This window comes from Methylobacterium sp. UNCCL125 (assembly GCF_900116795.1).
GTDB classification, from domain to species: domain Bacteria; phylum Pseudomonadota; class Alphaproteobacteria; order Rhizobiales; family Beijerinckiaceae; genus Methylobacterium; species Methylobacterium fujisawaense.
Map to the genome: position 1 here is coordinate 189,205 of NZ_FPBW01000011.1, position 21,097 is coordinate 210,301.

The following is a 21,097-nucleotide window of genomic DNA, read 5'->3' on the forward strand; positions in this document are numbered from 1 at the left end:
TGGGTCCGCTGCCCGAACCTTGCTAACCCTCGTCCAACAACGAGGGGAGGCGGCGGATGCGCACCATGAAGACGGCGGCGGGCGGCATGCTCGCGGCGCTGGGGTTGGCCCTCGCCGCCGGCAGCGCCCTCGGACACGGCGACGTCCAGCCCCAGCCGGTCAACACCGACGGCCTGAAGCCGCTCGGCACCGAGTGGGTCGCCGAGAACCCCTACAAGGGCGACAAGCACGCCATCGCGATCGGCGCCTCGGGCTTCAACCAGAACTGCGCCCGCTGCCACGGCCTGGAGATGATCTCCGGCGGCCTCGCCCCGGACCTGCGCTACCTGCCGCAGGGCAAGGAGGGCGACGAATACTTCGTCGAGCGCATGAAGCACGGCGCCGTCATCAACGGCGTGACCAAGATGCCGGCCTTCGACGGGGTGATCTCGCAGGAAGGCCTCTGGGCGATCCGCAGCTACATCGAGTCGAAGCATGAGGAGTAGCGCGCGGCTCCTCCTCGCCTGCGGATTGCTTCTGGCTCTCCGGTTCCAGCCGGAGGCGGCCGCGCGCCCGCTCGATCAGGTCGTGGCGGACGGTACCCTGCGGGTGGCGGTCTACGGCGACAACGCGCCGTTCTCCGACGCGGGGACGGGCAAGGCCCGGGGTATCGATGCCGATCTCGCGCAAGCCATCGCCGACAGGCTGAAGGTGAAGCTCGACCTGCGCGTGGTCGATGCCGGCGAGAACGTGGATGGCGACCTGCGCCTGAACCTGTGGCGGGGCGATCTCGCCGGCACGCCCCTCGCCGACCTGATGCTGCACGTGCCGACCGACCGGCAGCTCGCCCTGCGCAACGAGCAGGTGTTCTTCACCGCCCCGTATGTCGAGCAGGAGATCGCCTTCGCGTACCGGAAGGACGCCCTGGAGAGCTTCGACCGGCTCGACGACATCGGCGACAGGACCGTCGCCCTGGAAGGCACCAGCGCCGCCGACCTGATGCTGCTGACCGCGCAGGGCGGCCGCTTCCGCCCGAACCTGAAGCATTACAAGAGCTTCGAGGAGGCCGCGACGGCCTATCTCGCCGGCGAGGCGCCGATCCTGGCGGGCACCCGCGCGGCGATCGAGGCCGCCCTGTTCGCCGCGAAGGCCCCGAAGGACGACAACCCGATCGCCACGATCCCCTCGACCGGGCTGGTGAAGACCCGCTGGGAGATCGGCGGCGCGGTGCGCACCGATTCCCGCGACCTCGCCTACGCGGTCGGGGACGCGATCACGGCGCTGAACGCGGACGGCGGCCTCAAGGCGATCTGCGAGACCTACGGCGTCACCTACACGCCGCCGAAGGGGTACTGAGCGGCGCTGAGCCGCTCTCCGGCGGAGGACGATGAAGGGAAGGAGAAATCACGGTCCGAAGCCGGATCTCCAAGTCTCAACGGCATCCTGAGGTGCTGCGCAGCAGCTTCGAAGGAGATCTGCAGGGATGGCGTGACCAGCTGGAGATCTCCTTCGAGGCCTACACTGTGCTCCGGCGCCTCAGGATGAGGTCGTGGGCCGGATATCGGCGTCTCTCGAACGGCCCGTTCGAGACCGGCGCGTCGAACGGACCCGGCCGTGCATTCCGTCCCCGACCGGCGCGGCGCGCCGGGGCGGCAGCTGTTCTTGGTTCACCGAATACTTTCTTATCGGCCATTGAACCGATGGTCTTATTGGACCAATGGCCAATAAGACTTTCCTGAGAACAGCGATAGCGTCGTTCTCCAAGGGGGCGCCCCGCGACTCGTGCGGATCGCGCCGAAACCCGAAAGCTCCGGCCGCAGGGACCGGAGACGATCACGGAGGAGACGTCATGAGAATGCGGACCCGGTTCCTCGCCGCGGTGGGCGTCGCCGCCCTCGTGGCGGGCGGTGCCCTGCCGGCCATGGCCCAGGGGGTGAGCGAGCAGGACATCATCAACGACGCCAAGACGCCCGGCGACGTCGTCACCTACGGCCTCGGGCCGCAGGCCCAGCGGTTCAGCCCGCTGAAGACCCTCAACCGCGACAACATCAAGAGCCTCGTGCCGGCGTGGTCGTTCTCGTTCGGCGGCGAGAAGCAGCGCGGCCAGGAGAGCCAGGCGCTGGTCAAGGACGGCATCATCTACGTCACGGGCTCGTATTCGCGCATGTACGCGATCGATTCCCGCACCGGCGAGAAGAAGTGGGAATACGATGCCCGCCTGCCGGAGGGCATCCTGCCCTGCTGCGACGTGGTGAACCGCGGCGCCGCCCTCTACAAGGACAACGTCTATTTCGGCACGCTCGACGCCAAGCTCGTCGCCCTGAACACCAAGACCGGCAAGGTCGTCTGGCGCAAGGACATCGACGACTTCAAGGCCGGCTACAGCTACACGGCCGCCCCGATCATCGTGAAGGGCAAGATCATCACCGGCGTGTCGGGCGGCGAGTTCGGCGTGATCGGGCGGATCGAGGCCCGCGACGCCGAGACCGGCGAGGTGGTCTGGAAGCGCCCCGTGATCGAGGGCCACATGGGCGAGCTCAACGGCAAACCCTCGACCATGACCGGCAAGGTCAACGAGAGCTGGCCGGGCGACATGTGGAAGTTCGGCGGCGGCGCCACGTGGCTCGGCGGCACCTACGACCCCGAGACCAACCTGATCTACTTCGGCACCGGCAACCCGGGCCCGTGGAACTCCTGGCTGCGGCCGGGCGACAACAAGTGGACCTCCTCGCGCCTCGCCCTCAACCCCGACAACGGCGAGATCGTCTGGGGCTTCCAGACCACCCCGCACGACGGCTGGGACTTCGACGGCGTCAACGAGTTCGTGCCGTTCGACCTGAACAAGGGCGGCAAGACCATCAAGGCCGGCGCCACCGCCGACCGCAACGGCTTCTTCTACGTCCTCGACCGCACCAACGGGAAGTTCATCTCGGCGACGCCGTTCGTCGAGAAGATCAACTGGGCCAAGGGCATCGATGAGAACGGCCGCCCGATCTACAACGAGGAGAACCGGCCCGGCGACCCGAGCAAGGCCCAGGGCGACGACAAGAAGGGCAAGTCGGTCTTCGCGGTGCCGAGCTTCCTCGGCGGCAAGAACTGGATGCCGATCGGCTACAGCCCCGACACCAAGCTGTTCTACGTGCCGTCCAACGAGTGGGGCATGGATATCTGGAACGAGCCGGTGAACTACAAGAAGGGCGCCGCCTATCTCGGCGCCGGCTTCACCATCAAGCCGGTCTTCGACGACCATATCGGCTCGCTCAAGGCGATCGACCCGGCCTCCGGCAAGGTCGTCTGGGAGTACAAGAACAAGGCCCCGCTCTGGGCCGGCGTGCTCACCACCGCGGGCAACCTCGTCTTCACCGGTACCCCGGAGGGCTTCCTGAAGGCCTTCGACGCCAAGACCGGCGAGGAGGTGTGGAAGTTCCAGGTCGGCACCGGCGTGGTCTCCTCGCCGATCACCTGGGAGCAGGACGGCGAGCAGTGGGTCGGCGTCGCGGCCGGCTGGGGCGGCGCGGTGCCGCTCTGGGGCGGCGAGGTCGCCAAGTCCACGGCCGGCATCAACCAGGGCGGCAGCTTCTGGGCGTTCAAGCTGCCGAAGACGGTGGCGGCGCGCTGACGGCGCGCAACCGAAAGCGTGTCGGCCTTCCCGGGCCGGCACGCCTGGGCCTCGGGGCGCGGCGTTCGTCTCAACACCCGCTTGCGCCCCGGGGCCGCATCGATCACCCTTCGGACCTCCCGCCCGCGGGTTCGGCGGATCCTGTGAGGATCTCGAGCGAAGGACCGAGGTCTGCGTGAATCTCCTCATCGTCGACGACCACCCGCTGTTCCGTGACGCCCTGGCGGCCACGATCCGCCTCGCGCATCCGGACGCGGTCCTTCACGAGGCGGACGGGATCGAGGCGGCCTGCGCGGTGCTCGCCGCGAATCGCAGCATCGACCTGACGCTCCTCGACCTCTCCATGCGGGGCGTGACCGGCTTCGACGGGTTGATCACCATCCGGGCGAGCTTTCCGCGGATCCCGATCCTGATCGTCTCCGGCCACGAGGATCCGCGCATCGTGCGCGAGGCGCTGCAGCACGGCGCGGCGGGCTTCGTCCCGAAGGCCATGGACAAGGCGACGCTCACCCGGGCGATCACCGAGGTGATGCGCGGGGCGCTGTTCCTGCCGCCGGGTCTCGCCGAGGCCACAACGCCCGCACCACGGAGCAAGAAGGCGCCGCTCCCCGAGCGCCTCGCCCGGCTGACACCGCAGCAATTGCGGGTGCTGATGATGATCCGGCAGGGCAAGCTCAACAAGCAGATCGCTCACGAACTGCAGGTCGGTGACTCGACCGTGAAGGCGCACGTCTCGGAAATCCTGCGCAAGCTCGAGGTCATCAGCCGGACGCAGATCGTGATCGATACGGCGTCGCTGGACTTCGACCAGATCCACAACACGCATCCGGCCTGACGGCGCGGCTGCGAGACCGCGACGCCCTTGATCGGCGCCCCCCGCTCCACCTCATCCTGAGGTGCCGGAGCGCAACGGAGGCCTCGAAGGCGGGCTCCAGCCAGCCGCGCGATCCCCGAAGCCCGCCTTCGAGCCCCGCTGACGCGGGCACCTCAGGATGAAGGGGCGGGATGGACTGGCCCGCTCACCGTTCCGCACACGTGCGTGCCGGACCCTGAGCTGCATTCCGCTGACGCTGCACACTCTCGCGACGAGGGACGTGCCCATTCGTTGCCCGCAACCCTGACCGACCACGATGTCACCCTGTCCAAATCGATATGATGCTATCTATCAGTATGTGAACTGATTGATCCGGCGTCTTCGCCGGGTCCTCGCGGCGGGGGATCAGACCGTGACCGACATCGACGATCCCAGGACGCGCGAGCGGCTGCAGCAGGCCATCACGCACGCGTTGCTGACGACGGGACGCCACTGGCGGCGCGCCGCCAACAATGTCGCGGAGGCGCATGGCCTGTCCGACGCCACCGCGCACCCGCTGATCATCATCGGTCGGATGGAAGAGGAACCGCGCCAGAACGTCCTGGCGGAGGCCGTCGGCATCGAAGGCCCCTCGCTGGTCCGCCTCCTCGACCAGCTCGCCGTCGCCGGGCTGGTGGTCCGCCGCGAGGATCCCTCCGACCGCCGCGCCAAGGTGCTGGGTCTGACCCCGCGCGGACGGCAGGTCTTCGAGGAGATCGAGGCGGCGCTCTCGACCCTGCGCGCGCGGGTCTTCGCTGAGGTCGACGACGCCGATCTCGAAGCGAGCCTGCGGGTCTTCGCGGCGCTCCAGCGCTACGGGCGGGAGGCCGCCGCGGCCGCCCCCGAGCTGGAGCCGGCGTCGTGACCCTTCCCGGATGGCGCGACTGGGCGTTCGCGCTGAAGACCTACGCGGCGGCGATGCTCGCCCTGTTCCTCGCGCTCTGGATCGACCTGCCGCGGCCCTACTGGGCGGTGGGCACCGTCTACATCACCAGCCAGGTCCTCTCGGGCGCGACGCGCGCGAAGGCCGTCTACCGCGTCGGCGGCACGGTGCTCGGCGCGGCGGTGAGCGTCGTGCTGGTGCCGAACCTCGTCAACGAGCCGATCCTGCTGAGCCTCGCGGTGGCCCTCTGGGTCGCGCTCTGCCTCTACGTCTCGCTCCTCGATCGTACCCCGGCGAGCTACCTGCCGATGCTCGCCGGCTACACGGCGGCGCTGATCGGCTTCCCCGCCGTCGAGGATCCCGGGGCGATCTTCGACACCGCCGTGGCGCGGGCCGAGGAGATCTCCCTGGGGATCCTCTGCGCCAGCCTCGCCGCCACGCTGATCCTGCCGCAATCGGCGGCCCCCCTGATCGTCGGGCGTCTGAATCTCTGGCTGGCGGAAGCCCGTGCGTGGATCCAGGGTGCCCTCGCGGCGGCCCGGGCACCGGAGGCTTCCGGGACGAGCCAGGGCCGGCGCCTGCGCCTCGCCTCGGACGCCCTCGGCCTCGATGCCCTCGGCCTCGCCCTGCGCAACGAAGCGACGGGTGCAGAGCGCGCCGCGGAGGCCTTCGCGCCGCTCCGGCAGCACATGCTGATGGTCCTGCCGATCGTCGCCGCCGTGGCGGATCGCGTCGAGACCTTGGAGCGGGCGGGCGCGCTGCCGGCGCGGGTCCGGTCGTTCCTGTCGGACCTCGCCGTCTGGCTCGCCGACGAGGCGGATGATCCGGAGCGCGCCGCGCATCTGCGCGGCCGGATCGACGGGTTCGAGCCGACCCTCGGCCGGAATCCGGACTGGACCACGCTGCTGCTCGCGAGCCTCGCGGCACGCCTGCGCGACGTCATCGACCTGCGGCAGGACCTGCGGGCACTCCGTGGCCACCTTGCAGCCGGGACGCCGCCGCGGGCGCCGCTCGCCTTCGCCTACACGGCCCGGGTCCGGTCCATCCGCCACCGCGACCATGGGCTGGCGGCGTTCTCGGCCTTCGGGGTGTTCGTGGGCCTGCTGGTCTGCTGTGCGATCTGGATCGCCACCGGCTGGCCCGACGGATCCGCGGCGCCGATGATGGGCGCGGTCGCCTGCTGCCTGTTCGCCGCGCAGGACGATCCCGCGCCGCAGATCCTGAGCTTCACCAACTCGGCGCTCGTCGGCGCCCTCGGCGCGGGCCTCTACCTGTTCGCCGTGCTGCCCCTCGCCACCTCCTTCGAGATGCTAGCCCTGGCGCTCGCGCCGGCCCTGATCCTGTGCGGCCTGATGATGACGCAGCCGCGCACCGCCCCGATGGGCATGGGCGCGGCGCTGAACGGCGCGACGCTGCTCGCCCTCCAGAACGGCTACAGCGGCGACTTCGCGCCCTTCGCCAACGGGGTGATCGCCTCGGTGGTGGGCATGTGGGTCGGCGCGGTGGTCACCCGGCTGATCCGCTCGGTGGGCGCCGGCTGGAGCGCCCGGCGGCTCGTGCGGATCAACCGGCAGAGCCTCGCAGCCGCCGCGGACGGGCGCGGCACCGGCCACGGCCTCGAACTCGCCGCCCTGATGCTCGACCGCATCGGGCTGATCGCCCCGCGGCTGGCGACGCTGCCGGCTGAGACGTCGGCTTCCGTGGGCGACCTGCTGGCCGATGTCCGGGTGGGCATCAACCTCGTGGAGGTCCGTCGGGTGCGCCGGCGGCTGACGGGTCCGCCCCGGACCGCCGTCGACCGGGCCCTCGCGCTGGCGGCGCGCCAACTCCGCGGCCGGACCGGACGGCCCGATTCGGCGCTCCTGGCGGCGCTGGACGACGGGCTCGCCGCCGTCGCGGATGCGGCCCCCGCGCCGGAGCGGCGGGCCGCCCTGATCGGACTCACCGGCCTGCGCCGCGGGCTCTTCCCCGACGCGCCGGCCTACCGGGCGGCGCCCCCCGCGCGGGACGACCGGGAGATGGCGGCATGATGGGCGAGATCGACCTCTACGGCGTGTTCGTGCCGGGCCTCGCGCTCTGGATGGCCATCGCCTTCGCGCTCAGCCTGCCGCTCCGCCGTCTCCTGTCGGCGACCGGCTTCTACCGCCTCGTCTGGCACCGGCCGCTCTTCGACCTCGCCCTCTACGTCGTCCTGCTCGGCGGCGTCGTGACCCTCGCCCACCGGACCCTGCAATGACCGCCCTGTTCTCCGTCCTCGGCCGCCTCCTGGTCACCCTCGGCATGGTCGCCGCGGCGCTGATCGTCGGCCTCGGCCTGTGGGACTACTACATGGATGCCCCCTGGACCCGGGACGGGCGCGTGCGCGCCGACGTCGTGGCGGTGGCCCCCGACGTGTCCGGCCTCGTCACCGAGGTGCTGGTGGAGGACAATCAGGTCGTGCGGAAGGGCGACGTCCTGTTCCGCATCGATCCGGACCGGTTCCGCATCGGGCTGCGGCAGGCGGAGGCGATGGTGGAGGGCCGCAAGGCCACCGCCGAGCAGACCGCCGCCGACTATGCCCGCTACAGCAAGCTCTCCGACGCGGCCGTCTCGCAGCAGAAGGTCGAGGCCACCAAGGCCGCCGACCTGTCCGCCCAGGCGGCCTACGAGCAGGCCCTGGCCGACCGCGACCTCGCCAAGCTCAACCTGGAACGCTCGGCGGTGCGGGCCTCGGTCAACGGCCGGATCACCAACATGGAGCTGCGTCCGGGCGCCTACGTCACCACGGGCCGCGGGGTCATGGCGCTGATCGACCGCGACACCGTCCGGATCGAGGGCTACTTCGAGGAGACCAAGCTGCCGCGCATCCGCGTCGGCGCGCCGGTCAACGTCCAGCTGATGGGCGAGGACGGCGTGCTCACGGGCCGCGTGGCGAGCATCGCGGGGGGCATCGGCGAGACCGGTCGCAGCGACGCCACCAACCTGCTGGCGAACGTCAACCCGACCTTCTCGTGGGTGCGGCTGGCCCAGCGCATCCCCGTGCGGATCACCCTCGACGGCGGCCCGGCGGACCCGCGGCTGGTCAGCGGCCGGACCGCGACGGTGTCGATCGCGCCGTCGGCGGGCGGGGAGGCCCTGCGCTGGCCCTGGACGGCGTGGCGGGAGGCGCTCGCCCGCTAAAGGCGACCGAACATTCCCGGCGCCGCGGGGTTGCCCTGACACGACCCACCATTGTCAGGAGTCCCCATGAAGACGATCCTCGCCCTCGCCACATCCCTCGTGCTCGCCACGTCCGGCGCGGCGCTGGCTCAGGCCCCCCAGACCGGCGGCGCCAACCAGGGCAACGTCAACAAGTCCGGCGCGGTGGGTGGCACCGGGACGGGAGCCGGCTCCATGGAGAGCACCGGCTCCACCGGCACCGGCATGGCGCCCGGCACCAGCGGCGGCCCGCGCGTCAGCACCCCGGGCGCGCCCGCCGGCAGCAGCTCGGGCAACGGCGCCACGGGCAGCGGCGCGGCGCCGAGCGGGAAGTAAGACGCACCGGTTCTCCCTCCTCCGCAGGGGAGGGAGAACCAATCAGGCCCCGATCCGAGTCGACCTGGGACGCGGCCCTACGCGCCGAGGCCGCCCACGCAGAGGTACTTGGTGTTCAGGTAATCCTCGATACCCTGATACGAGCCCTCGCGGCCGAGGCCGGATTCCTTCACGCCGCCGAAGGGCGCCACCTCGGTGGTGATGATCCCCTCGTTGATCCCGACCATGCCGTATTCCAGCGCCTCCGCCACCCGGAAGGTGCGGCCGAGGTCGCGGGTGTAGAAGTAGCAGGCGAGCCCGTACTCGGTGTCGTTGGCCATGCGGATCGCCTCGGCCTCGTCGCGGAACCGGAACAGCGGCGCCAGCGGTCCGAAGGTCTCCTCCCGGGCCACCGCCATGGCGGGCGTGGCGCCGGTGATCACGGTGGGCTCGAAGAACTGGCCGCCGAGCGCGTGCCGGTGGCCGCCCGCGATCACCCGGCCGCCCTTCTCGAGCGCGTCGCGGATATGCGCCTCGGTCTTCTCCACCGCGGCCATGTCGATCAGCGGCCCCTGGGCGACGCCGTCCTCGACGCCGTTGCCGACCTTCAGGCGGTTGGCCGCCTCGGCCATCTTCTCGGCGAAGGCGTCGTAGATCCCGTCCTGCACCAGGAAGCGGTTGGTGCAGATGCAGGTCTGGCCGGAATTGCGGTACTTGGCGAGCATCGCGCCGGCCACCGCCTTGTCGAGGTCGGCGTCGTCGAACACGATGAAGGGTGCGTTGCCGCCCAGCTCCATCGAGACCTTCTTCACCGTGTGGGCGGCCTGCTCCAGCAGCACCTTGCCGACCTCGGTGGAGCCCGTGAACGTGATCTTCTTGACGAGCGGATTGCCGGTCATCTCGGCGCCGATGGCGCGGGCCGAGCCGGTGAGAATGCTCACTACACCGGCCGGGAAGCCGGCGCGCTCGCACAGGACGCCCCAGGCGAGGCCCGAGAGCGGGGTCTGCGAGGCGGGCTTGATCACGATCGGGCAGCCGGCGGCCAGCGCCGGGGCGATCTTGCGGGCGATCATCGAGGACGGGAAGTTCCACGGCGTGATCGCCGCCACCACGCCCACCGGCTCCTTGGTGACGAGGATCTTGCGGTCGCCCCAGGGGGAGGGGACCACGTCGCCGTAGACGCGGCGCGCTTCTTCCGCGAACCACAGCACGTAGGCCGCCGACATGGCGACCTCGCCGCGGGACTCGGTCAGCGACTTGCCCTGCTCGGCCGTGAGGATCTGGGCGAGGTCCTCCTGATGCTCGGTGACGAGCGCCGCGAGCTTGCGCAGCAGCACGGCGCGCTCGTTGGCGGTCTTGGCGCGCCAGGCCGGGTAGGCCGCGTGGGCGGCCTTGATCGCCTGGGCCGTCTCAGCGGCTCCGGCATTCGGCACCCGGGCGATCAGGGCGCCGGTCGCCGGGTTGGTGACGTCGATGCTGCCGGAGCCGGCCTTCGACCATGTGCCGCCGATCAGGCAGGCATCGACCAGCAGGGCGCGGTCCGTCAGGGCGGGGGTCTCGAACTCAGGCATCCAACGGTTCCTTCGGCGGCTGCGATCTGTCGGGCTGGGACAGGCCGGGGCGCGGCTTGAGGGGCACGCTCTGGGCGGTGTTCCGCGCCTGCGCCTCGGCTTTGGTCTCGAAGACATGGGGAGCCAGATCGCGGCTCGCCAACGAGGCGCCGAGTTTCAATCGCAGGAACGCGCTCGTGGTGTACCGCGACGCGGTCTCGTAATAGCGGTTCTCGAGATAGGCGATCGCCGAGAAATAGGCGTCGCTCACCGTCGGGTCGATCTCGAACCCGTCGTAATTGGCGATCAGGTGGACCTTGCGGCCGATCTCCTGGCAGGCGCGCTCGTATTCCCGGCGCACCAGCTCGACATCGTCGATGGTCCGCACCTGGAAACCTTCCAGGTTCGAGAACAGGATGTTGCGCTCCGGGTCGTAGCTGATCCGCTCCGACAGCGAGAGGCCCAGCAGCCAGGGCTCCAGGGCCATCACGGCCTCGCGGAACAGGCGCGGATCCATCGGTTTCGGGTCCTGCACGATGGGCGCGAAACCCATCTGGCCCAGGATGTCCCGCGCGACGTCGATGCCCGGCGCGACCTCCACGAGCTCCATGCCGGCCCGCGTCCGCCGGAAGACGCAGCGCTCGGTCACGTAGAGCACCGGCTGGCCGCGCTCGGCCGCGTAGGCCCCCGAGAAGGTCACCTGCTCCACCGCGGCGATGAACTTCCGGGAGCGGCCCTCGGTGAGGATCCGGATGCCGCCATCCTCCACCGCGACCTTGAGCCCGTCGGCCGTGAAGGTGCCGGCGAAGACGAGGCTCTTGGCGTTCTGCGAGATGTTGATGAAGCCGCCCGCGCCCGCGAGCCGCTTGCCGAAGCGGCTGACGTTGACGTTGCCTTCGGCGTCGCACTGCGCGAGGCCCAGGCAGGCGAGGTCGAGGCCGCCGCCGTCGTAGAAATCGAACTGCTGGTTCTGGTGCAGCACCGCGGCCGGGTTCAGGGCGGCGCCGAAATCGAGCCCGCCCTGCGGCAGGCCGCCGATCACGCCGGGCTCGGCGGTGAGCGTCAGGTATTTCAGCACCCGCTCCTCGGCGGCGACCGCCGCGACGCCCTCCGGCATGCCGATGCCGAGATTGACCACGCCGCCCGGCGGCAACTCGAAGGCGCAGCGCCGGGCGATGACCTTGCGGGCATCGAGCGCCATGGGGGCGATCCGGTCGAGGGGCACCCGCTGGCGGCCCGTGAAGGCGTGGTTGTAGGGCGTGCCGTAGGTCTGGCGGTGGTTCTCGGGCTGGCTGAGCACCACGCAATCGACCAGCACGCCGGGCACCTGCACCTCGCGCGGGTTGAGCGAGCCGGCCTCGGCCAGCCGCTCCACCTGCGCGATGACGAAGCCGCCCGAGTTCTTCGCCGCCATGGCGGCGGCGAGGTTGTCGAGGGTGAGCGCCTCGCGCTCCATGGTGATGTTGCCGGCGGGATCGGCCGTGGTGCCGCGGATCAGCGCGACGTTGATGGGAAACGCCTTGTAGTGGAGCCAGGATTCGCCGCCGAGCTCGACCACGCTGACGAGGTCCTCGTGCGTCACGGCGTTGAGCTTGCCGCCCTCCAGCCGCGGGTCCACGAAGGTGCGCAGGCCGACCTTGGTGATGTGGCCCGGCGTGTGGGCCGCGATCTCCCGGTAGAGGTGCGAGACCACGCCGAGCGGCAGGTTGTAGGCCTCGATCAGGCCCTCGACCGCCATGGCGCCGAGCTTCGGCACCAGGGCCCAGTGGCCGCCGACGACGCGGCGGACGAGGCCCGGGAGCGCCAGCCGATTGAGGCCGCGCTCCTTGCCGTCGCCGGGGGCGGCGGCGAACATCAGACCGAGCCCGTGCGGGCCGGCGCCGGATTCGAAGCGGCGGGCGAGCGCCAGGATCAGCTCGTCGGGCGTGCCGATGCCGACGAAGCCCGACACCGCCACCATGTCGCCGTCCTGCAGGATGGCGACCGCCTCGTCGGCGCTGACGATCTTGTTCTTCAGGCTGCCCATCGGGTGATCCTCGGCGCCCGGGATGCGGCCGGAGCGGCTGCGCTCGCCCTTCTCCGGGAAGCGACGATGTCCATCGGCCCGGATTGAACGCTGGCCTCCGCGGCAGATCGCGAGGCGCCCCCTCTCCCGTGCGGGAGAGGGTCGGGGTGAGGGACGGGACGCGTCAGGATGGAGCACGCCGTCGAAGCACCGTCAGGTCGCGCCTTTATCGGACGGACCTGATCCCTCACCCTGTCCCTCTCCCGCACGGGAGAGGGGGCCCGCGCTTGATCCCGCCGCCGCGGCGCCGCCCACGATGGGTGTGTCCACCGGACACCCCCGCAGTGGGGGGAGGGGAGGGGCGTCCTGCTCATCGAGAACCGTCGGGCCGACATCCTACCCCCGCTGGCCGAGCCAGTCGGCGATGCCCGACCCAAGCAGCTTCTGGGCCTTGCCGCCGACGAACACGCCGACATGGCCGCCGGGCAGCCCCATCTCGGTGTAATCCGCGGTGCCGATCTTGTCCTTCAGCGCCTGCGAGGTGGCGGGTGGGATGATGTGGTCGTCCTGGGCGAAGACGTTCAGCACCGGGCATGTGATGGCCTTCAGATCCACCGTCCGGCCGCCGAGCTCGAAGGCACTCTGGACCAGCTTGTTGTCCTGGTAGAGATCCTTGAGCCACTGCTTCGCCGCCTCGCCGGGATGGTCCGGACGGTCGGCGATCCACTTCTCCATGCGCAGGAAGTTCAAAAACTTCTTCTTGTCGTCGAGGGCGTCGAGCAGGTCGAGGTTGTACTTCGTCAGGGTGCGCATCGGCGTCATCATGGAGAACACCGAGCCCATGAAAGCGCCGGGCAGGGAGCCCTGCGCGTCGATCAGCCGGTCCACGTCCTCGGGCGTCAGCGAGCGCGTCCAGACATTGATGAAGCCGTGGCCGGCCCGGTTCTCCCGCGTGTCGGCATGGAAGTCGATCGGCGTGATGGTCAGCACCATCGCGTTGACGGTCTCGGGGTAGAGCGCCGCGTAGCAGGTGGTGAAGACCCCGCCCTCGCAGATCCCGAGCAGGCTGATCCTGTCGCGCTTCGCCGCCTCCTGGATGACGGCGACGCACTCGGCGAGGTAGCCGTCCACGTAATCGTCGATGGTGACGTAGCGGTCGGCCCGGCCGGGATTGCCCCAATCGACCACGTAGAGGTCGAGGCCGAGATTCAGTAGGTTGCGGACCAGCGAGCGGTCCTCCTGCAGGTCGGCCATCGTGTAGCGGCCGATCAGGCCGTAGACGATCAGGACCGGCGGCAGGCCTTTGCTCTCGGCGAGGGGCCGGTAGCGGTAGAGCCGGACCTTGTCCTGGCTCCAGACCAGATCCTTCGGCGTGGTAGCGATCGCGACGTCGGCGTCGCTGACATCGGCGAACAGCTTGGCCCCCTCGCTGATCCGGCGGCCGAGGGTGCCGACTTCGGCCAGCAACGCGGCGGGTGTGAGATTCAGCGGAGCGGCCGGCCCCTTCGGGCTTTCCTGGTCAGCCATGGGCTTCCTTCCCGACCTCTGAACCACCCGCCTGCGCGACCTTGCCGGCCTGCCGGCGCTCGCGGCGGAGCGCCCGCACCTCGCGGCGCAGCTCGGTGAGGCTCTTGTGGACGTCGTCGAGCTCGGCCCGGGTCGGCTGGCCGTAGAACTCGGACAGGAAGGCCGCGACGTCCTGCTGGGCGAGCCGCAGATCGGTGGAGGCCCGCAGCACCGCCCGCTGCGAGGCCAGGAACTTGTCCGAGCGCTGGACCTCCAGCAGGACCGCGTTGGCGGTCTCGATCCAGCGCGTCATCATCTCCCGGGCGGAGGCGAAGCTCTCGCCGCGCTCGGCGCGGGCATTGGCCTCCTGGGCGAAGGTGCCGGCGGCACGGGTCCAGGCGTCCAGCATCACGGCCTGATGCTCGCTCTGCGCTCGCCGCAGCGTCGCCCAGGCGGTGAACAGGGCCGCGTAGCGCCGCTCGGTCTGCCACAGGTCGGCGAGCTGCGGGCCCTCGGCCATGCGGGTCAGCGCGGCGTCGAACTCGCCCGAGCCGCCGAGCCAGGCCTGGGGATCGAAGATCCGGGCGAGCACCGCCCCGGCGGTCGGGTCCGGCGCCCCGGGGCCGCCCTGGAGCGATGTCGCGAGTGTCTGCGAGAGGGTGTTGGCGGCGGTCCAGGCCTCGGTGAGCTTGGACTGGGCGGCAGCCATGCCGGCGAGATCGGGCGCCGGAAAGGTCGGCCAGCCGAAGCCGGGCGCGGATGGCCCCAGACCCTGCGTGAAGAAGCCCGTGCCCGCCCGGGTCCAGAACTCGCCCATCGCCCGGAACGCGTCGAACTGGTCCATGCTGGCGTTTCTCCTCACAGCCCTAGGGCTGAAACGTCGCCTCCGTCCTTGCGAGCGGAGCGAAGCAATCCAGCAGCGTCTCGCTTGGCGAGGGCGCGCTGCCCTGGGTCGCTTCGCTGCGCTCGCGATGACGGCGTGGCCGGGACTGGCCGAGCGGCAGTCCAGCGCCGCTTCCGCCCTCACGCCGCCGGGCGTGCCTCGCCCAGCGCCTCGGCGTAGATCGCGAAGGCGTCGTCGTAGGTGACCTCGCGCGGGTTGTTCACGAGGAGCCGCGTCTGCTTCATCGCGTCGGAGGCCATGCGCTCCAGATCCTGCCGGGCGACGCCGACCTCGGCGAGGGACGCCGGAACCTTGCAGTCGCGGCAGATCGCGTCGAGGCTCTCCACGAAGCGCTTGGCGGCCTCGGACGGCGGCAGATCCGCGGCCGCGGGATCGAGGATCGGCGCCAGCTCGGCGTAGAGCGCCTCCGCGTGCGAGAGGTTGAAGCGCATCACGCCCATCAGCACGAGCGCGTTCGAGAGCCCGTGCGGCACGTGGAAGATCGCCCCGACCGGGTAGGCCAGGGCGTGGACCGCCGCCACCGGCGCGTTGGCGAAGGCCATGCCGGCGAGCATCGAGCCGAGCAGCATGCCGGAGCGCGCCTCGAGATTCGCCCCGTCCGTGCAGGCGATGCGGATGTTGGCCGAGAGCAGCGCCAGCGCCTGCTTGGCGAGCTGGTCGGAGATCGGGTTCTTCTTGTTCTTGCTGGTGAAGGCCTCGATGGCGTGGACCATGGCGTCTATGCCGGTCGCCGCGGTGACGTGCGACGGCAGGCCGAGCGTCAGCTCCGGGTCGAGCACCGCCCAGTCGGGCAGGAGTTTCGGGGCGACGACGCCCTTCTTCTCGGTGGTCGGCGTCGTGACGATCGAGATCGGCGTCACCTCCGAGCCGGTGCCGGCGGTGGTGGGAACGAGGATCAGCGGAAGCCGGTCGCCCGTGGCGAGGCCGACGCCGTAGATCGCGTCGAGCGGCTCCTCGGACTTGGCGAGGTAGGCGACCAGCTTGGCGGTATCGAGCGCCGAGCCACCGCCGATCGACAGGACGAGGTCGGTCCCGAGTTCCCGGGCGCGCTTGGCCGCCGCCTCGATCACCGTGGAGGGCGGATCGGCCACCACGTCCTCGTATACGTCGAGGGTGACGCCGGCCGCCGCCAACGCCGCCTCGGCGGCCTGGGTCAGCCCGGCGCCGCGCACGCCCTTGTCGGTGACCAGCAGGACGCGCTTCGCCCCGAAGCGGCCGACGATCTCGGGCAGCTTCCTGGAGGCGCCGGCCTCGAACAGCACGTTCGGCGTGGTCTGGAAGGTGAACGGGTTCATCGCGCTGCCCTGTCTTGGTCCCGACCCAACTGCGACACCAGCCTCACTCGGCCGGCTCGAAATCCTTCACCTTGGCGCGCAGCTCGTCGACCAGCACGCGGGTGTTTTCGGAATAGTCGATCGGGACCGCCACGAGGTGGACGCCGCCCGCCGCGAAGGCCCGGTCGAGGGTCGGCACGAGGTCGTTGACCGACTCGACCCGGTGGCCGGTGGCCCCGTACGACTTGGCGTAGAGCACGAAGTCCGGGTTGCTGAAGGTCATCCCGTAATCGGCGAACTTGTCGACCGCCTGCTTCCAGCGGATCATCCCGTAGGCCGCGTCGTCCAGCACCAGCACCACGAGGTTGAGCTTGAGGCGGACCGCGGTCTCCATCTCCTGGCTGTTCATCATGAACCCGCCGTCGCCGCACACCGCCATGACGCGCCGGTTCGGGTAGAGCATCGCCGCCATCATGGCCGAGGGCAGGCCCGCGCCCATCGTGGCCAGCGCGTTGTCGAGGAGCAGCGTGTTGGCGACGTAGGTCCGGTAGTTCCGGGCGAACCAGATCTTGTACATCCCGTTGTCGAGGCAGACGATGCCGTCCTCGGGGATCACCCGGCGCACGTCGCGCACGAGCCGCTGCGGCGTCACCGGGAAGCGGTCCTCGCCGGCCCGGTCGGCGATGTGGTTGAGGATGTGCTCGCGCAGGTGGAGCAGGGCGCCGGCGTTGGGGAGCTTGCCGTCGAGTTGGTCGGCGAGCAGCTTCAGGGTGGGGCCGAGGTCGCCCACCACCTCGGCGTCGGGATAGTAGACCTGCTCGACATTGGCCGGCATGTAGCTGATGTGCAGGACCTTCTGGTCGTGCTGGCCCATGAAGAAGGGCGGCTTCTCGATCGTGTCGTGGCCGATGGCGATGATCAGGTCGGCCCGGTCGATCGCCTCGTGGACGTAGTCGCGCTCGGAGAGCGCCGCCGTGCCCATGTAGAGGTTCGTGCCGCTCGCCACCGTGCCCTTGCCCATCTGGGTGGTGAAGAACGGGATCTGGGTCCGCTGCACGAAGCCGCCGAGTTCGCCGGTGGCCCGGGGGCGGCTCGCGGCGGCGCCCAGCATGATCAGCGGGCGCTCGGCCTTCAGGATCATGGCGGCGGCGCGCGCGATAGCGGTGGGATGGGCCACCGGGATGTCGATCGGGTGCGAGGGCACGAGGTGGGCCTCGGCCTCCTCGGCCGCGATGTCCTCGGGCAGCTCCAGCAGCACCGGGCCCGGCCGCTCCTCGGTGGCGACCCGGAAGGCGTCGCGCACGATGGTGGGGATCGAGGAGGCCGAGACGATCTGCCGGGCCATCTTGGTGATCGGCTTCATGGAGCTGATCACGTCGACGATCTGGAACTTGGCCTGCCGCGACGACAGGATGCCCTTCTGGCCGGTGATGATGATCATCGGCATCGCGCCGAGATGGGCATAGGCGGCGCCGGTGGAGAAGTTCAGCGCGCCGGGACCCAGGGTCGAGAGGCAGACGCCGGGGCGGCCGGTGAGGCGGCCATGGGTGGCGGCCATGAAGCTCGCCGCCTGCTCGTGGCGGGTCAGGATCAGCTCGATCTCGGAGTTGCGCAGGGATTCGACGACGTCGAGATTCTCCTCGCCGGGAATCCCGAAGATTCGGTCGACCCCCTCGTTCTCGAGGGCGGCGACAAGGAGATCTGAACCCTTGGGCATGCGAAGTCTCGCTGATGCAACGGCGTTCCCGGAACGCCCCGTCCACTTCCGGAACTCTGATCGCGACGCTGTGAACGGCCCGGCACCCGGAAACGCCCCGCGAATACTCGGTTCGTTAGAGGGCTCGCCTATAGAGTGGTCAAGGGCCGTTCGGGCCCGGGACGTCACAGAGCGGGGCCGATGCTACCGTATGGAAATCGCTCCCGGCTCGGGGGGGAGACCCGTACGGCCGCGGCCGCCCTGCATGCCGCGATGGGACATCGATGGATCGCATCGAGAGCGACAGGACTGCCCCGGAAACCGGCGTCTCCGACGCCCCGGGTATGGACTCGGTGCTCGCGCCGGTCGCGGAGTTTCCGCGGATCGACCTCCGCGTGGGCGTCGAGGCCTGGGACAAGCGCCGCAAGGCCGGCAAGCGGCTGCGCGCCGAGGTGCCCCATGCGAGCCAAGCCACGCTGGATCCCGGTCCGGACCGGCCCGACCCGATCGCCCTGATCGAGGCCGCGCATAAGGGCCGTCAGCCGCATCTGATCCCCTTGCGGGTCGCCCGGATGGCGTCCTCGCCCTTCGCGTTCCTGCGCGGGGCCGCCCATGTCATGGCCTGGGACCTGTCGCGCGGGCCGCGCAGCGGCATCGACGTGGTGATGAACGGCGACGCGCACACGGACAATTTCGGCCTGTTCGGTACGCCGCAGCGCGACGTCGTCCTCGACCTCAACGATTTCGACGAGGTCACGATCGGCCCGTGGGAATGGGATCTCAAGCGCCTCGCGGCCGGCCTCGCGGTCGCCATCGCGGATGCGGGCGCGCCGGCGGCCGAGCGGCGCGCTTCCGTCATGGAGGCGGTCTCCGGCTACCAGCACACGATGCGGCGCCTGGCGCCGCAGGGCTCCCTCGACGTCTGGTACCAGACCACGCGTGCCGACGCGCCGCACATCGCCGGATTGCAGATGGATGCCGAGGCCCGGGCCGTGGTGCGGCGGGCCGTCGACAAGGCGCGGCGGCGGAACAACCGCAGCCTCCTCGCCCAGGTCGCCGAGCGGCGCACCGACGGCAGCTGGCGCCTGCAAACCGATCCGCCGATCTTGACGCCCGTGGACGAGGCGACCCGCGAGGGCGTCGTCACCGGTCTGGAGCGCTACGCCGAGACCCTGCCGCGGGAGCGGCGCTTCATGCTCGACCGTTACCACGTGGTCGATGTCGCCCATCGGGTCGTCGGCGTGGGCAGCGTCGGGACCCGCGCCTACCTGGCGCTGCTGTTCGGCAATTCCGACGCGGACGCACTCTTCCTCCAGGTCAAGGAGGCGGTCCGTCCGGCGCACGCGCCGTACCTGCCGCGGGTGCCGGCGCCCTTTTCCGGGCACGAGGGCGAGCGCGTGATCTACGGCCAGCGCCTGCTCCAGGCGGTGGGCGATCCGCTGCTCGGCTGGACCAGCATCGCGGGCCGCCCGTTCTACGTCCGGCAGATGAAGAATCTGAAGGGCGCGATCCCGCTGGCGCGGATGTCCGGCGCGCCGCTCCTGACCTTCTCGTACGCCTACGGCACGCTCCTCGCCCGCGCCCATGCGCGGACCGGCGATGCGGCGGCGATCGCCGGCTATTGCGGCAGCGGCAAACACGACGACCTCTGCGCGGCGATCGCCGACTGGGCCGCGGCCTATGCGGAGCGCAATGCGGCCGATTTCGCGCTGTTCCGCGCGGCGATCGCGAGCGGCCGCCTGGAGACCGCGGACGATCCCTGCCTGTGAGCGCCAAGCTGTGAGCGCCGAACTCAGAGGATGCCGGGGGCGGGCGGTTCGTGGGCCAGCCGGACCAGCAGATCCCGGAGCCAGCGATGGGCCGGGTCGTGGTCGTACGAGGCGTGCCACAGCATCGACACGGCCACGTCGTCGAGGGGCACCGGCACGGGGCTGACGCTGAGCGCGAGAGCGTTGGCGAAGGAGGTGGCGAGCCGGGCGTGCATCGTGGCGATCACCGGCGCCGCCCGGACCATGAACGGGACGACGAGGAAGCGCGGGGTCGTCACCGCCAGGATGCGCGAGCGGCCGATCAACGCGAGGGCGTCGTCGACCACCCCGTGGGCGGTCTCGCGCAGGGATGTCAGCACGTGGGGGAAGCGCAAGTAGTCGTCCAGCCCGATCGGCGGCTCCAGGCCGATCAGCGCGGCGTTGAACAGCACCACGTAGCTGTCGCGGTAGAGGAGGCGCTGCTTGTGGTGGAGCTGCCCCTCGGAGAACAGGCCGATGGCGAGATCGACCTGGTCGGCGTCGAGTTCGTCGAGGATCCGGGTCCGGTCGACCGAGCGCAGCAGGAGCCGGATGCCGGGCGCGTCCCGGCGGAGCTGCGCGATCAGCCGCGGCCCGAGCAGCGCTTCGACGCTGTCCGGCAAGCTCACCGTGAAGCTGCGCTCGACGGTGGCCGGGTCGAACCGCTCCTCCCGATGCACCAGCGCCTGCACCTGCCGGAGGGTGGCCCGCAGCGGCTCGGCGATCTTGAGGGCGCGCGGTGTCGGCCGCATCCCGTCCGGCGCCCGGGTCAGGAGTTCGTCGTCGAACAGGCGGCGCAGGCGGGCGAGGCTCGAACTCATCGCCGACTGACCGATCCCCACCCGTGCGGCCGCCCGCGTGACGCTGCGCTCGTCGAGCAGCGCATCCAGGGCCACCAGCAGGTTCAGGTCGATCCGGCTGAGATCGATATGGTCAATGGCCACGGGCGGCGCGATCGATGAGGATTCGGACCGCCGACATAGCAGACGCGGCCGCTTCCCCGTCATCCCGGTGCTGCTGCGCGGAGCCCGGGATCCGGACGCGCCGACCGCGACACCGGATTTCCGGCGCGCCCGCGGCGCCCCGGAATGACGGCTCGGGCACAGGCCCTGTCCCGCGCGCCACGCCGCCCGCACCTTGACAATGTTCCTATTTTGTGCTTCCTGACCGCACCTGTCCGCGGCGGCCCGGGAGCGATCCCGGGGCGTCCTTCGGGGACCCGCCCGGTGGCTGACCGGGCGGGTCCGGGGGCGGGGCGGCGCCCGCGTCGGTGGCTTTCAGCCGCCATCGCCCCGGGCGGCGGACCGGTGCGGGGCGTGTCTCGGAAGCGGGCGTGAGACCGGGCGGCAGTTTGCCCGGCGGGGTCGAGGAAATGCCCCCGCGCCGACCCGCCTCTGGGCCGACCCTGAGCGACCTGCGGACCCGCCCACTACGAGGCGGGGGGCGGCTGGAAGGCCACGGCGCTGATGCGGGTTCCGGAGGTGCGGGCACGGCGTGCCTGGGCCTCGCCCGAGACCGCTAACAGGGAGTCGCAGGACCGGGGCGCTGG

The 21,097-nt window shown here is 70.7% G+C and carries 17 protein-coding genes; 10 read left to right on the plus strand and 7 right to left on the minus strand.

Going from position 1 to position 21,097, the window contains the following annotated elements; all coding sequences use genetic code 11:
* Positions 1-56: 56 nt before the first annotated feature.
* From pedF to BM396_RS32780, 9 genes are all read left to right on the plus strand, one after another.
* A complete protein-coding gene (gene pedF, locus BM396_RS13475) occupies positions 57-485 on the plus strand; it encodes a cytochrome c-550 PedF (RefSeq protein ID WP_236961383.1) in 429 nt (142 codons plus the stop codon).
* Positions 475-1,335 carry a substrate-binding periplasmic protein gene (locus tag BM396_RS13480; RefSeq protein ID WP_043387969.1) on the plus strand — a complete coding sequence of 287 codons (861 nt, stop codon included), beginning with the start codon at positions 475-477 and terminating at the stop codon, positions 1,333-1,335. The genes pedF and BM396_RS13480 overlap by 11 nt, the downstream gene beginning before the upstream one ends.
* A gap of 493 nt (positions 1,336-1,828) precedes the next feature.
* Positions 1,829-3,598, plus strand: coding sequence for a PQQ-dependent methanol/ethanol family dehydrogenase (locus BM396_RS13485; protein WP_043387970.1), 1,770 nt, complete (start codon positions 1,829-1,831; stop codon positions 3,596-3,598).
* Between the two features lie 175 nt (positions 3,599-3,773).
* Complete coding sequence (locus BM396_RS13490) at positions 3,774-4,433, plus strand: response regulator (protein WP_043353911.1); 660 nt, start codon at positions 3,774-3,776, stop codon at positions 4,431-4,433.
* 391 nt (positions 4,434-4,824) lie between these two features.
* Positions 4,825-5,316 carry a MarR family winged helix-turn-helix transcriptional regulator gene (locus BM396_RS13495; RefSeq protein ID WP_081948821.1) on the plus strand — a complete coding sequence of 164 codons (492 nt, stop codon included), beginning with the start codon at positions 4,825-4,827 and terminating at the stop codon, positions 5,314-5,316.
* Positions 5,313-7,364 carry an FUSC family protein gene (locus BM396_RS13500; protein ID WP_043387971.1) on the plus strand — a complete coding sequence of 684 codons (2,052 nt, stop codon included), beginning with the start codon at positions 5,313-5,315 and terminating at the stop codon, positions 7,362-7,364. Before BM396_RS13495 ends, BM396_RS13500 begins: the two co-directional genes overlap by 4 nt.
* The gene (locus BM396_RS13505) at positions 7,361-7,570 is read left to right on the plus strand and encodes a DUF1656 domain-containing protein (RefSeq protein ID WP_043355775.1); all 210 of its coding nucleotides are present in this window, start codon (positions 7,361-7,363) and stop codon (positions 7,568-7,570) included. The genes BM396_RS13500 and BM396_RS13505 overlap by 4 nt, the downstream gene beginning before the upstream one ends.
* Positions 7,567-8,493 (plus strand): efflux RND transporter periplasmic adaptor subunit, encoded by a 927-nt coding sequence (locus BM396_RS13510; protein WP_043387973.1) that lies wholly within the window; start codon positions 7,567-7,569, stop codon positions 8,491-8,493. The genes BM396_RS13505 and BM396_RS13510 overlap by 4 nt, the downstream gene beginning before the upstream one ends.
* Before the next feature lie 66 nt (positions 8,494-8,559).
* Positions 8,560-8,847 (plus strand): hypothetical protein, encoded by a 288-nt coding sequence (locus BM396_RS32780; protein WP_043387974.1) that lies wholly within the window; start codon positions 8,560-8,562, stop codon positions 8,845-8,847.
* A 77-nt stretch (positions 8,848-8,924) separates the two neighbouring features.
* On the opposite strand, the gene BM396_RS13520 is transcribed toward BM396_RS32780, so the two are convergent.
* The 6 genes from BM396_RS13520 to BM396_RS13545 form a co-directional block, all read right to left on the minus strand.
* Positions 8,925-10,397, minus strand: a complete 1,473-nt coding sequence (locus BM396_RS13520; protein WP_051976304.1) for an NAD-dependent succinate-semialdehyde dehydrogenase — start codon at positions 10,395-10,397, stop codon at positions 8,925-8,927.
* A complete protein-coding gene (locus tag BM396_RS13525) occupies positions 10,390-12,402 on the minus strand; it encodes an acyl CoA:acetate/3-ketoacid CoA transferase (protein WP_043387975.1) in 2,013 nt (670 codons plus the stop codon). The genes BM396_RS13520 and BM396_RS13525 overlap by 8 nt, the downstream gene beginning before the upstream one ends.
* Before the next feature lie 375 nt (positions 12,403-12,777).
* Positions 12,778-13,908: a class III poly(R)-hydroxyalkanoic acid synthase subunit PhaC gene (gene phaC / locus BM396_RS13530; RefSeq protein ID WP_051976326.1), complete on the minus strand. Its 1,131-nt coding sequence runs from the start codon at positions 13,906-13,908 to the stop codon at positions 12,778-12,780.
* Positions 13,901-14,731, minus strand: coding sequence for a poly(R)-hydroxyalkanoic acid synthase subunit PhaE (locus BM396_RS13535; protein WP_043388213.1), 831 nt, complete (start codon positions 14,729-14,731; stop codon positions 13,901-13,903). The genes phaC and BM396_RS13535 overlap by 8 nt, the downstream gene beginning before the upstream one ends.
* Before the next feature lie 179 nt (positions 14,732-14,910).
* Positions 14,911-16,086 carry an iron-containing alcohol dehydrogenase gene (locus BM396_RS13540; protein ID WP_043388212.1) on the minus strand — a complete coding sequence of 392 codons (1,176 nt, stop codon included), beginning with the start codon at positions 16,084-16,086 and terminating at the stop codon, positions 14,911-14,913.
* Positions 16,087-16,129: 43 nt separating this feature from the next.
* Positions 16,130-17,782, minus strand: a complete 1,653-nt coding sequence (locus BM396_RS13545) for an acetolactate synthase large subunit (RefSeq protein WP_043388211.1) — start codon at positions 17,780-17,782, stop codon at positions 16,130-16,132.
* A 263-nt stretch (positions 17,783-18,045) separates the two neighbouring features.
* Between BM396_RS13545 and BM396_RS13550 the strand changes: the two genes are divergently transcribed.
* Positions 18,046-19,530, plus strand: a complete 1,485-nt coding sequence (locus BM396_RS13550; RefSeq protein ID WP_081948867.1) for a DUF2252 domain-containing protein — start codon at positions 18,046-18,048, stop codon at positions 19,528-19,530.
* Between the two features lie 23 nt (positions 19,531-19,553).
* Here the strand turns inward: BM396_RS13550 and BM396_RS13555 are convergent, their stop codons facing one another.
* Positions 19,554-20,492 (minus strand): LysR family transcriptional regulator, encoded by a 939-nt coding sequence (locus BM396_RS13555; protein WP_043388210.1) that lies wholly within the window; start codon positions 20,490-20,492, stop codon positions 19,554-19,556.
* Between the last annotated feature and the right edge of the window lie 605 nt (positions 20,493-21,097).

What these genes read in the sequence shown, in the direction of transcription:
- pedF (WP_236961383.1), top strand. Translation starts at nt 57, where the DNA reads ATGCGCACCATGAAGACGGCGGCGGGCGGCATGCTCGCGGCGCTGGGG.
- BM396_RS13480 (WP_043387969.1), top strand. Translation starts at nt 475, where the DNA reads ATGAGGAGTAGCGCGCGGCTCCTCCTCGCCTGCGGATTGCTTCTGGCT.
- BM396_RS13485 (WP_043387970.1), top strand. Translation starts at nt 1,829, where the DNA reads ATGAGAATGCGGACCCGGTTCCTCGCCGCGGTGGGCGTCGCCGCCCTC.
- BM396_RS13505 (WP_043355775.1), top strand. Translation starts at nt 7,361, where the DNA reads ATGATGGGCGAGATCGACCTCTACGGCGTGTTCGTGCCGGGCCTCGCG.
- BM396_RS13510 (WP_043387973.1), top strand. Translation starts at nt 7,567, where the DNA reads ATGACCGCCCTGTTCTCCGTCCTCGGCCGCCTCCTGGTCACCCTCGGC.
- BM396_RS32780 (WP_043387974.1), top strand. Translation starts at nt 8,560, where the DNA reads ATGAAGACGATCCTCGCCCTCGCCACATCCCTCGTGCTCGCCACGTCC.
- BM396_RS13520 (WP_051976304.1), bottom strand. Translation starts at nt 10,397, where the DNA reads ATGCCTGAGTTCGAGACCCCCGCCCTGACGGACCGCGCCCTGCTGGTC.
- BM396_RS13525 (WP_043387975.1), bottom strand. Translation starts at nt 12,402, where the DNA reads ATGGGCAGCCTGAAGAACAAGATCGTCAGCGCCGACGAGGCGGTCGCC.
- phaC (WP_051976326.1), bottom strand. Translation starts at nt 13,908, where the DNA reads ATGGCTGACCAGGAAAGCCCGAAGGGGCCGGCCGCTCCGCTGAATCTC.
- BM396_RS13535 (WP_043388213.1), bottom strand. Translation starts at nt 14,731, where the DNA reads ATGGACCAGTTCGACGCGTTCCGGGCGATGGGCGAGTTCTGGACCCGG.
- BM396_RS13540 (WP_043388212.1), bottom strand. Translation starts at nt 16,086, where the DNA reads ATGAACCCGTTCACCTTCCAGACCACGCCGAACGTGCTGTTCGAGGCC.
- BM396_RS13545 (WP_043388211.1), bottom strand. Translation starts at nt 17,782, where the DNA reads ATGCCCAAGGGTTCAGATCTCCTTGTCGCCGCCCTCGAGAACGAGGGG.
- BM396_RS13550 (WP_081948867.1), top strand. Translation starts at nt 18,046, where the DNA reads ATGGATCGCATCGAGAGCGACAGGACTGCCCCGGAAACCGGCGTCTCC.